This is a genomic window from Shewanella sp. ALD9 (assembly GCF_002836315.1).
Lineage (GTDB): Bacteria > Pseudomonadota > Gammaproteobacteria > Enterobacterales > Shewanellaceae > Shewanella.
Genome location: NZ_PJCD01000042.1, coordinates 150,173 through 162,195, shown reverse-complemented (window position 1 = coordinate 162,195; position 12,023 = coordinate 150,173). Strand labels below are relative to the sequence as shown.

The following is a 12,023-nucleotide window of genomic DNA, read 5'->3' as shown; positions in this document are numbered from 1 at the left end:
ACAGACGGGCCATTTTATGAATAAAACCAATTACTCACTTAATCATTGGTAATCAATTATCTCATCAAAAAAAACCATCGATAGACTCGATTTCAGAGCATTGTCTGGGCCATAAAAATGCAATAAAAAAGGGCCATTTAGGCCCTTTGTCATTGTCGGTGTTATTGTCGTTATTATTACTGCTTTAATGTTGTTCGGTTACAGATATCGTAGACGAAGGAGCTGGGACGTAAATATTGATGACCTTGCGGATCAATGCTTTACCGTCTTCAATAGCAATATACAAACATGGAATGAGACATAAAGTTACCACAGTCGCAAACAACACCCCAAACGCTAATGAAACAGCCATTGGGATCACCATTTGAGCTTGCATACTGGTCTCAGCCATAATCGGCACTAGACCAATGAATGTTGTCAATGAGGTAAGCATGATAGCTCTAAAGCGTCGGCAACCTGCATTGAGCACAGCTTGTTTCATCGGCACACCCGCTTTGCGGGAGTTATTGACATAATCCACCATCACTAGTGAGTCATTCACCACAACACCAGCAGCGGCAATAATACCAAACATCGATAGCACACTTAAATCGATGCCTAAAATGATGTGTCCCATTACGGAACCGATAACCCCAAACGGAATCACCGACATAATCATAATAGGTTGAATATATGAGCGCAGTGGAATAGCCAACAAGCTATAAATCAGCAACAGCGATAAAATAAAGTCACGCATTTGTGTATCTGCGCTGTCTAATTGCTCTTGAATACTGCCAGATACTTCACTGTGGACGCGTGGATACTTAATCAGCAACTCTGGCATAAAGTTATCACGGATATCTTTAGCCAATTTAAACGGTTCAGTTTGATCTGCATCTACATTGGCCCACACGTTAATGGTTCGGTTACCATTTTCGCGGCGGATACTGTTTACGCCTTGCACGACCTTGATTTCCGCAACTTCAGATAAGGGTAACTCTGCACCTTGTGGGGTGTTAATCATCACATCTTGTACCAATGCAATTGAGTTACGCTGCTCTTCAGGGTAGCGCAGCATCACTTTGATTTCTTCGCCATTACGAATGATACGTTGTGCTTCAAGACCGTAAAAACTATTACCCACCTGTGAGGCGATATTGGCTAAGGTTAAGCCCAATGCATTGGCCAATGGCTTTAATTGGAACTGCACTTCTTTAGCACTTGACTGGCGGCTGTCGTTTACGTCGCTGACGCCTTTAAGTGAATTTAGCTTGGCTTTTAGAGCTAATGACGCTGCAACCAACTGACTTTCATCTTTACCTTCAAGCCTAAAGCTAATGTCACCGTCTTCACGACCGCCACCCATTAAACTGTCTTGAACGCTAAACGATTTAACCCCAGGAATTTGTGGCATTGCTTTGCGCCATAAGTCTGCTAAAGCAAAGGTATCCATTGGTCTGAGTGATGGATCGACCAATTTAGTCATCACTTCAGCCGTTGTTTGCCCTTTAAGATCGACCTGCATGTCAGAAATCATTTTCTGGCCATATTGCTGCTCAATCTTTTTATCAACATCATATAATGTCTGCTCTATGGCCAGTGCGGCCGCGAGCGTCGATTTTTCTGATGCATCAACGTTCATTTCAACGGTGACTCGAGGAAAGTCGTGTGGAATTTTTGGTTGACCGATAAAACGAACCAAACCGCCCATATAGAGCCCAACACATACTAAGATCAAGCTAATAAACAACATGATGACTGCGTAACGATACTCAACCGCTAATTCAAGGGAAGGGCGATAGATAGACTTAATAAATTTCGTTAAACCGCGATCAATTTTACCTTGAACAAAATTAACCCCATTACGTAACCAATCTAATGGATTTTTTGAACCAGGTTTAACAATGGTTGGTTTTTTCATGTGCGCCAAATGCGCAGGCAAAATCAACTTTGATTCTATTAATGAAAACAATAAACATAAAATAACGATAAAACCGATTGCTTGCCCAAATGCTGATGATGGGCCATCGTCCATGGTTATCGGTAGGAAAGCGGCAATCGTGGTCAGTACCCCGAATGTAGCTGGCATAGCGACTTTTTTAACGCCACGGATAACGCTGTCAATACTTTGGCCGTGTTCTTCTGACTCACTGTGGGCACTTTCGCCCATCACAATGGCATCGTCGACCACGATCCCCAGCACTAAGATAAAGGCGAACAAACTGATAACGTTAATGGTCACATCAATAAATGCCATTGGCATAAACAATAGGGTACCGAGGAAACATACAGGCAGTCCCATCATCACCCAAAAAGCCAATCGAACTCGCAAGAACAAAGCCAGCATGATAAACACTAATATCGCACCACTTTTCATGCTGTCGAGCATCAGTTGTAAACGGCCATCCAAGTAGTAAGTCATGTCTACCCAAGGTTCAAGTTTGACTCCTTGTGGTAATATTTTTTGCTGTTTATCGACAAAGCTATTAATGGTATCTGCCACATCAGTAATACTTTGATTTTTACCCGCGCCAATGAAAAAGGTAACTGAATTTTTACCATTAAATTTAGAGTATTGAATACCTTCTTCAAAGCCATCATTTACGGTGGCAATATCACCCAATAAGATTTTGGTACCATCATCTAGTGTCAATAAAGGCAGCTGTTCAAACTCGTAACCCACATAGGCTTGATTCTGAACGCGTAAATTGATGTAACCATTTTCTGCTTTGATTTGGCCTGCAGACATATTGCGTGAATAGCCACGAACAGCCTCAGCCACATCATTAAACGTTATCCCAAACTCACGTAAACGGTCTTTACTGACTTCAATACCAATTTCATAACTTAAGCCGCTATAATATTCGCTAATGTTGACCCCAGGCAATTGCATGATTTCATCATTAATGCGCTCGCCTAAATCTTTGAGTTGCTTTTGGTTTAAGTCACCATAAAGGCTTAAATACATTACTTCTTGGCGAAACTTAATCCGTTCAACTTTTGGGGGCTCCATGCCGCCTGGAAAGGTTGAGATGGAGTCAATTTCAGACTTAACCTCTTCAAGTACGACTTGTGGATCATATGAGTCTTCAACCTGAAAATATCCCTGCGCTATATTACGATTCGAATAGGTAATAACCCTTTTTAAGCCTTGAACGCTTTCTAAGGCTTGTTCAATCTTAATGGTAATGCCTTCTTCCACTTCTTGTGGTGCAGTACCTGGATACACGGCGCTAAATTGAATCCAGTTAACTTCAACGGCAGGGAAGAACTGTTTACGGATTGTATTAGCGGTCAACAGACCACCGAGTATGATAATGATCATCAACAAGTTTGCCGCAACGCTATTGCGGGCAAACCAGGCGATAATTCCTTTGTTAGTATCGTCCATGATGTTTATTTACCTTCCATCGCAAGTTCAGTTTGTTCTGTTTCTACTGACTCATCTTGTAAGATTTTATCTTCAGGCAGAGCAAGTTGCATACCTTCTAACGGATAATCAAGCGCTGATGTTATTACTTGCATTCCTGATTCAAGACCTTCGGAAATCACGACATTCGCGCCTTCTTGGCGAATAATGTTAACAGGTTTATAGCGTAAGGTTTTGTCGCTATCCATCACAGCAACTAAACCATTTACAATCAAATGACGCGGAATAATGGCCACATTACCGGCATTACTGCCTTCAACATAGGCGGTAACATAGGTGCCAAATCGTAATTCATTTTTATCGCTATTGAGTCCGTATGGATCGTCTATTTCGGCAACCAGGTATGTCATCCGGCTTTTGCTGTCTACCACGCCTTCACTGCGAACAATTTTTCCTATCCACTCTTGTTTGCTTCCGGCAAAGTTGCCCGCTAATCGTACTTCAGCATGAGTGCCTTTTTTATCCAAATATTGCATTTCTTTATCGGCTAGCGGTAAGCGAATTTCTGCTGTATCAGTATTGTAAACATGACCAATTTTGCTGCCAGTGGTGACGTATGCGCCTAAACCGATTTCACGGCTGGATATAAGTGCATCATACGGAGCGCGGATAACAGTCCGCTCTAAATCGCGTTGTGCACGTAATAAACCCGCTTCAGCACTTTTTAGTTTGGCTAATTCTTGTGCTAATTGTGGCTTGCGCAAACTAAGATCAGTTGGCTTACTGCTGGTTATTTCGGCCCATTCACGTAAGGCAACTTCAGCATTGGCTCGTTCTTGTACCATGTTGGCTTTAGACGAGGCTATGTTTGCTTGAGCATCTAATAAACCTGCTTCATAGTCACTGGGATCAATTTTAGCTAAAACATCACCTTTTTTAACAAAGCCACCTTTGACGAATTTATCGGCTAAATAAATAATTTCACCACTGACTTGTGCGACGAGTTCGGTGTCGTATTTTGCCGCGACAACACCGTATGAACTGACAGAAAAAGTCATCGGTTTATATTCAAGTGCTTGAACAGACACTAAAGGGGTGGTATCAACTTCAGGCTTTTCTTCAGGCGGTTTTTTTAGTGCAGCAATGCCAACTAAACCGGCTATTCCAATACCTAATACTATGATGGGTAATATTATTTGTTTTTTAGTAGCCACAATGCTTCCTTTTTATAATCCGATATTTTTGCAGTAAGTTCATTTCATACCACCAATAGTCTTTTTTCTACTGTATATGTTAATCGATATGTTTAGTGTTTGTTGTTTCATTGTGTAAACTTGTGTGTCAACTACTTGCATGTGATCTCATGACATAAAACCTTTAGGGAACAGATATTGTGCAGATTGAAAACACCTCTAGATTACAACTGTCATTAATGACTCTTAATGACAGCGCACTATTATTTGAACTAGACCAAGATGAACGAGTCATGCACTTTCTTAATGGCGGCAATAAAACCACTCAGCATCAGATAGATACGATCATGTTACCTAGATTGGCTCAATATTTAAATCCGCCAAAAGGTTGGGGATTATGGAAAGTCCATGCGCTCGATTGTTACGCCAATGACCAACACGGGTTAAGCGGCGAGTATTTAGGCTGGGTATTAGTCAGACCGATGCACTTTTTTACCCAAGCACAACCGCATAACTTAGAGTTAGGTTGGCGGTTTAAGCATATTTGTTGGGGTAAAGGCTATGCTACAGAAGCTGCCAAAGCGGTCATGGATGCTGTCAGTGAGCCTGATGACGTGACTCATGTGAGTGCGATAGCAGTAGAGGAAAATATTGCCTCAATTGTGATTATGAAAAAACTTGGTATGACGTTTCAGCATAAAAGTATTCACCGTGATCCATTAGGTGATACTGAAGCCGTGTTTTATCAAAAAGCAGTGTAATGTTTTTTAAGGCAATAAAAAAGAGCAGCCTGAGCTGCTCTTTTGTTGTATTACATACTGTCGATTACTTTTTAGCGTCTAAATAACGCTCAGCATCAAGTGCAGCCATACAACCCGTACCGGCAGAAGTAATAGCTTGACGATAATGTTGATCCATTACGTCGCCACAAGCATATACGCCTTCAATGCTAGTTTGAGTCGCATTGCCTTGTAAACCACTGTTTACTTGTAAGTAACCGTGATTCATTTCTAATTGACCAGCAAAAATACCAGTATTAGGGCTGTGACCAATCGCAATAAACACACCAGCGACTTCTAAATCGGTCACTGAACCATCTTTAGTGCTTTTCTTCTTAAGCCCGGTTACACCCATCTCGTTACCCGTCACTTCTTCAAGTGTTTGGTCTAGGTGTAAAATGATATTACCGTTCGCAACTTTATCCATTAAGCGATTGATCAGAATTTTTTCTGAACGGAAGCTGTCACGACGGTGAATTAAGTGAACTTCAGAAGCTATATTACTTAAGTAAAGTGCTTCTTCAACTGCAGTGTTACCACCACCAACCACCGCAACTTTTTGGTTACGATAGAAGAAACCATCACATGTTGCGCAGGCAGAAACACCACGGCCCATGAATGCTTCTTCAGACGGGAGGCCTAAATATTTAGCCGATGCGCCAGTAGCAATAATGAGTGCATCACACGTAAACTCGCCGTTGTCACCTTTTAAGCGGAAAGGTCGCTCAGTTAGTGTCACTTCGTTGATATGATCAAAAATAATTTCGGTATCAAACTTCTCAGCGTGCTTTTGCATGCGTTCCATTAATGCTGGACCAGTTAAGTCTTCAGCATCGCCTGGCCAGTTTTCTACTTCAGTCGTAGTGGTTAATTGACCACCTTGCTGCATGCCTGTGATCATCACAGGATTTAAATTTGCACGCGCAGCATAAACAGCAGCGGTATAGCCAGCAGGGCCAGAACCTAAAATTAGTAGGTTAACGTGACGAGCTTCACTCATGATTTTGTTCTCCGATAACATGCCTTAAGCAATTTGCATGGGATTGTATGGAATTTACCGCTGCGGGTAAAGTGAAGTTGAGTGCAGGAAATCGATTGGGGTTATCTATTGTGTAAATATTCCGTTTCAGGTGAGTGACGTTACCTGAAACAAATCAAAACTAGTTAGCGCTTGTTGATTTTTTAATAGAATAGTTAATCATTATGACCTGCACAGATAAAAGTAACCTCAACGTTAAAATATATCAAATGAGTAATGAAGGATATAAATGATAGTAAGAGGCCTTTTATCGTGAACAAATTATAACAGGTGTGCAAAAAAACAATTGTTTATAAAATGGCGATTAAAATATTGCTGTTCTGATAGCACACCTTGGAACGGAGAAATATCATTTATTCCAATGAAACGGCATCGCTCATAGCTAAAACCTTATATTAGGTTAACAATTATACATCATTTTTTTTTAATGATGATATATTCATTGCTCATTGACTGAAGCTCAAATGATTCATAGCAGCTTCAATAGGATTGATTTTTTTAAAGGATTAAACGATGCCAAATAATATAGAGCTATGCTATAGCAAAAGTAATACCTACCCAGTTAACCCAAATAACGAACAAGTCTTTGCTACGTTTCAACAAGACAATCCACATATTAATGGTGCTTTTGTTTCTGCTGGCACCCCTTTCATTATGCGTAATGGCAACACTAATGGCACTAATTGGCGCCAAGAAAGACCTGAATTAGTCTGCACGCTTAATCAAATACAATCTTTACCACAACAAGCAAAACGAAATATCGCTTTGATGGATGATATGTTTGGAGGCGAAAACCTACAAGCACTCGCTGATTTTTATCAAGCAGAGTTAGCACCCATGCTGCGCAATGAAAGCATAGGAGCCATAGGCGCAGCATCAACTGCCTTAGATACAAGATTAAGTAACTTTGCTAAAGCCGCTAATAAACTTCAAGATGCATTAGAGAAAGTAAGAATTGGCGCACAAGCAAAATATCCTAAAGCCCAAATGATGATGTTAGAACAAAACGCAAGGGAACTAGGGAAAGACTTTAATCAAAAGTTCCAAGCAGAAATCAATAAATACATTGGTCGGGTCAAAAGCAAAAGAGGTACTGTTTACAGTAATGCTGATCGAGGTATCAATAAAGCAAAAAGCGGTAGGTCCATAAAACCGATTCAATTTACCTCTACAGTCGATTTTCAAAATTTACGTGCTTTTGAAATGGGAGCTAATGTTCTCGGTAAAGGGTTAATTGTGCTTGATGCTGGGATTCGTGCGGGCAATGTACATGTTGATTATTTAGCTGGAGCTAATTGGCAAAAGCGTGCCGCGGTTGAAACTGCCGGTTTTGGTATAGGTACAGCTGCTGGTTTATGGGGGGGAGGTCAAGTCGTAGCAGCCGGCCTAGGTGTTGCTATGCTAGCTACGCCTGTTGGATGGGTCATTATTATCGGTACTGCCATTACGGTTGGAGTTGTAGCGGCTAAAGGTGGAGATATTGCTGGGAAATGGGCTGCCAATAAAGCCTATAATATCGGAGATTGGCTTAATAGCCTGTAAAGGAGGTATTCATGTCAGAACTATCAACTGAAGACTGGATGGGTATATTTTTTTTTATTACCTTCTGTATGTGGAGTATTGCTGTACTTTTGTTTGGCCGAATTACCGTTAAGCATATTGAGCGCGAAATGGCAAAAGAGGACATATTGCCGGCAGAATGGGATAAAGGCATAGGTATGAGATACCCCGCTTATGCGAGTATTATCATGCGCCCTAACGCTAAAAGGCATGCTTCTATTGTTGACATAGAAGCTACCAAGCGCTTTAGTCGAAAAGTCGACTGGTATTTGGCTGTATTTGTACAGATCTCTAGTGTTGTGTTTTTTACTCTTATGTTCACTGTTGCTTATCTATACGGCCCTGATAACTAGCAAAATTGGTTGCCTTAATATTTAGATACGACGATAACAATCGGTATTGTGGTGACTAAGGCCGGTAATGGGATTGGGATATTCGGAGCTAATAAAGCCTTTAATTTAGGTGACTGATTAAATAGCCTATAGCGAGGGATTTATGTTAGAACTATCAACTGAAAGCTGGATGGCTGTAGTGTTTTTTATTGTATTGCTTATATGAGGTACTGCCATATTTTTATTTGGCCGCATTACTATTAAACATCTTGAGCAAGAAATGTTGAAAGAAGGGATAGAGCCCCCAGCTTGGGATAAAGGTATTGGTGCACGAATGGTTGCTTACGCTGGGGTTATAGCTTGGCCCAACCTCAAACGTCATGCTTCTCTTGTTAATATTGAAGCGACAAAGCGCTTTAGTCGAAGCAAAGACAAAAAACTTGCGTGGTTCTACATTATTTCTTTGGTAAGTATTTTTACTCTTGGATTAATTATTTACTATCTATATATCCATAAGAGTTAGTAGTGTTACTGGGTGATTGATTTTACATCGATGAGTAATATTAAGTAAAAGCTAACAAAAACATCTATCCTCTGGTAATCCCCCCTAAAAATAGTAGATTTCAAAAGTAGAATTTTCTCGTAATATATACGCAGGGAGATTCTGCATGAAAACATCAAAATTTAGCGACAGCCAAATCCTAGCAATCCTTAAACAAGCCGAAGCTGGCACCCCAGTTCCGGGGCTTTGCCGTGAGCATGGCATGAGCTCTGCGACCTTCTACAAATGGCGCGCCAAATTCGGTGGCATGGACGCTTCTATGATGGCGCGATTGAAGGAGTTAGAGGCTGAGAATTCACGACTCAAAAAAATGTATGCCGAAGAGCGACTCAAAGCTGAAATACTCAAAGAGGCCATCGAAAAAAAGTGGTAAAGCCGTCGCGGCGGCGGGAGCTGGCGCAAAAGGCGGTGCAAGATAAAGCCATTTCGATCGCATTTGCGTGTGCCTTGTTTGGACTCAGTGAGAGCTGTTATCGCTATCAGGCAAAACTCAGTGATGAAAACGCTGCAATAGCCGACTGGTTACAGCAACTGACATCAACCCATCGGAGTTGGGGGTTTGGGCTATGTTATTACTTTTTACGTAACGTGAAACGCTACCGATGGAACCATAAGCGGGTGTATAGGATTTACCGAGAATTGGAGCTAAATCTACGAATTAAGCCGAGGAAACGCTTGAAGCGTGATAAACCGGACGCATTGGCGGTGCCAGAGGCAATCAATGAATGTTGGTCCATGGACTTTATGCACGACCAACTGGAAGATGGTCGCAGCATTAGGTTATTGAACGTGATTGATGATTACAACCGTGAAGGCTTGGCGATAGAGGTCGACTTCTCCTTACCTGCGGAGCGTGTGGTGAGAACATTGGATCAAATCATCGAATGGCGTGGAAAACCAAAACAGATACGCAGTGATAATGGTCCAGAGTATATAAGTGCGGTACTGGCAGCCTGGGCTGAAAAACACAATGTAGAACTGAAATTTATTCAGCCTGGCAATCCACAGCAGAATGCCTATGTAGAACGCTATAATCGGACTGTACGATACGAATGGCTGAGCCAATATCTTTGGAATAGTATTGCCGAGGTACAGGAACATGCGACACAATGGCTATGGTTTTATAACAATGAAAGACCCAATACAGCAATTGGTGGTGTCCCACTAAAGCAAAAACTGGCACTAGTGGCCTAAGTCTCTACTTTTGACCTCAGCTAAAAATGGGGAGATTACCCTCTGCCGTTGCTCAAATAGGGTGTTTTTGTTTCATTGTTGAAATAAGGACATCTCTCTTATTTCAACAATGTGTCGTAAACTCAAAAATCTCAGTGATTTTGGTTGATCACGAATAAGAAAAGTACTATTTATCTCAATCCAATTAGTAAACCAAGTGACAGGTTGGTAAATTATTTTTTTCTAAATAATTCTGGTGGTATTCCTCGGCAATGTGGAATGTTTGTATCGGTACAATTTCAGTCACAATATGACGCTGTCCCCATTTACCGCTGCGTGCTAATGCCAGCTTTGAGCTTTCAGCTTGGGCTTTTTGCTCTTTATCGTGAAAAAAAATCGTGCTGCGATATTGAGTACCAATGTCACCGCCCTGCATATTCAGCATGGTTGGGTTGTGATTTTTCCAAAAAGTGTCCAACAAGTCGTCGTAACTGACGATTTCTGGATCAAACTCAACTTGAACCACTTCTGCGTGACCAGTTGAACCCGTCTTCACTTCTTTATATGTGGTCGCACTGTCTTTGCCACCCATGTAGCCACACGTTGCGTTACTGACGCCGTTAATTTCACGGAAAAAATATTCAACACCCCAAAAACAGCCTGCACCAAATGTTGCTAACGCCATGACATACCCTTAAAACAAATTATAGAAGTCTAGATGGCTACAATTGTGTTGAATATTGTGTAGTTTTGCAAGCAAACTTTTATTAATAAATAAATCTAACATATGCCACCAATAAAATAGCGTTTGGCTATGATAGAATCCGCGACAATAGGCAGTAATAGTTAACATCGTTTTACGTCAAAGTTAACTACGCCATATAATAATGAGACAAGGAGTTGATAGTGTTATCTGACCTGATGATAAACCATGATTTTTTAGCCTATACCTTAGCCAATCCAAATCAATTACCTGAAGCATCTGATTTTATGTTGGCAGATCATACCCGTGTAGATGTATGGGATACGGGAGTGATTGTATTTACTCCGGCTAATGCAACCAAAGATATCGTGCTGTCTTGTGCTGTGCACGGTAATGAAACTGCACCGATTGAAATCTGTAATCAACTCATTAAAGATTTGCTCAGCCAACGAATTGTTGCCAAGCAGCGAGTGATGTTTTTAATTGGTAATCCGGCCGCGATCATCAATAAAACCCGTTTTATTGATGAAAACATGAATCGTCTATTTAGTGGCGCGCATTCTAAAGGCGAGGGCTTAAGCCATCCGGAGCGTCACCGAGCAAAAGCGTTAGAGCAATACGTGGCAGACTTTTTCAATGCCAATAATGACAATCAGCGTATTCATTACGACTTACATACTGCTATTCGTGCTTCTAAGCATGAAAAGTTTGCCATATACCCATACCGTCCTGGCCGTGCTTTTAGCGGTGAACAAATTATGTTTTTGGCGGCATGTGGCGTTGATACTATGTTGTTTCACCACGAACCAACAACGACGTTTAGTTATTATTCGTCCGAGCAATTTCAAGCAGATGCTTTTACTGTGGAATTAGGCAAAGTAATGCCATTTGGCCAAAATGATATGAGTCGTTTTGCACAAACTCATACTATGCTTGAAAAGTTGATTACTGAAACTGAGTTAGCACCTGTTGAGTTCGACCCTAGCAAGGTCAATTTGTATAAGGTATCGCGCTCTATTAACAAGCACTTTGATAATTTTGAATTTAGCTTTGCAGGCGATGCAGAAAACTTCAGTGCCTTTAGTCAGGGCGAGGTATTAGCGACAGAAGGCGGGAAGCAAATCACAGTCGAGCAACCATTAGAAGCGATCGTATTTCCTAATGAGAACGTGCCGGTTGGGCAACGTACGGTGTTGTGTTTAGTACCCGCGTTGAACGAAACTATTATCTAGTCGTAAAGCAATATATACATGTCAATCGCGAGTAAAATGCGTTTACAGTGAGAGTAAGTATTGATAGGTAGTTTACGTTAACGTAATGTCTACTCGCATAG

The 12,023-nt window shown here is 41.2% G+C and carries 10 protein-coding genes; 6 read left to right on the top strand and 4 right to left on the bottom strand.

From position 1 onward, the window contains the following. Nucleotides 1-184 precede the first annotated feature (184 nt). Together CXF88_RS19000 and CXF88_RS18995 are read right to left on the bottom strand one after the other, a co-directional pair. The gene (locus CXF88_RS19000) at nt 185-3,370 is read right to left on the bottom strand and encodes an efflux RND transporter permease subunit (protein ID WP_101088361.1); all 3,186 of its coding nucleotides are present in this window, start codon (nt 3,368-3,370) and stop codon (nt 185-187) included. A 5-nt stretch (nt 3,371-3,375) separates the two neighbouring features. After that, nucleotides 3,376-4,563, bottom strand: a complete 1,188-nt coding sequence (locus CXF88_RS18995; protein WP_101088360.1) for an efflux RND transporter periplasmic adaptor subunit — start codon at nt 4,561-4,563, stop codon at nt 3,376-3,378. Between the two features lie 179 nt (nt 4,564-4,742). Between CXF88_RS18995 and CXF88_RS18990 the strand changes: the two genes are divergently transcribed. Beyond that, nucleotides 4,743-5,303 carry a GNAT family N-acetyltransferase gene (locus CXF88_RS18990; RefSeq protein WP_101088359.1) on the top strand — a complete coding sequence of 187 codons (561 nt, stop codon included), beginning with the start codon at nt 4,743-4,745 and terminating at the stop codon, nt 5,301-5,303. 64 nt (nt 5,304-5,367) lie between these two features. Here the strand turns inward: CXF88_RS18990 and trxB are convergent, their stop codons facing one another. Then, nucleotides 5,368-6,321 carry a thioredoxin-disulfide reductase gene (gene trxB, locus CXF88_RS18985; RefSeq protein WP_101088358.1) on the bottom strand — a complete coding sequence of 318 codons (954 nt, stop codon included), beginning with the start codon at nt 6,319-6,321 and terminating at the stop codon, nt 5,368-5,370. A gap of 552 nt (nt 6,322-6,873) precedes the next feature. Here trxB and CXF88_RS18980 point away from each other — a divergent pair. From CXF88_RS18980 to CXF88_RS18965, 4 genes are all read left to right on the top strand, one after another. Next, nucleotides 6,874-7,902, top strand: a complete 1,029-nt coding sequence (locus CXF88_RS18980) for a hypothetical protein (RefSeq protein WP_101088357.1) — start codon at nt 6,874-6,876, stop codon at nt 7,900-7,902. Nucleotides 7,903-7,913: 11 nt separating this feature from the next. Further along, nucleotides 7,914-8,273, top strand: coding sequence for a hypothetical protein (locus CXF88_RS18975; RefSeq protein ID WP_101088356.1), 360 nt, complete (start codon nt 7,914-7,916; stop codon nt 8,271-8,273). Between the two features lie 259 nt (nt 8,274-8,532). Further along, nucleotides 8,533-8,775 carry a hypothetical protein gene (locus CXF88_RS18970; protein ID WP_101088355.1) on the top strand — a complete coding sequence of 81 codons (243 nt, stop codon included), beginning with the start codon at nt 8,533-8,535 and terminating at the stop codon, nt 8,773-8,775. Between the two features lie 145 nt (nt 8,776-8,920). After that, nucleotides 8,921-10,008, top strand: a protein-coding gene (locus CXF88_RS18965) for an IS3-like element ISShfr8 family transposase (protein ID WP_101088354.1) whose coding sequence is annotated in 2 segments (ribosomal slippage) — nt 8,921-9,182 and nt 9,182-10,008 — 1,089 coding nt in all. Because the reading frame shifts where the segments join, the coding sequence is not laid out codon by codon here. A 184-nt stretch (nt 10,009-10,192) separates the two neighbouring features. On the opposite strand, the gene msrA is transcribed toward CXF88_RS18965, so the two are convergent. Further along, a complete protein-coding gene (gene msrA / locus CXF88_RS18960) occupies nt 10,193-10,672 on the bottom strand; it encodes a peptide-methionine (S)-S-oxide reductase MsrA (RefSeq protein ID WP_101088353.1) in 480 nt (159 codons plus the stop codon). Between the two features lie 221 nt (nt 10,673-10,893). Here msrA and astE point away from each other — a divergent pair, with 221 nt between their 5' ends. Further along, the gene (gene astE, locus CXF88_RS18955) at nt 10,894-11,922 is read left to right on the top strand and encodes a succinylglutamate desuccinylase (protein ID WP_101088352.1); all 1,029 of its coding nucleotides are present in this window, start codon (nt 10,894-10,896) and stop codon (nt 11,920-11,922) included. Nucleotides 11,923-12,023 lie beyond the last annotated feature (101 nt).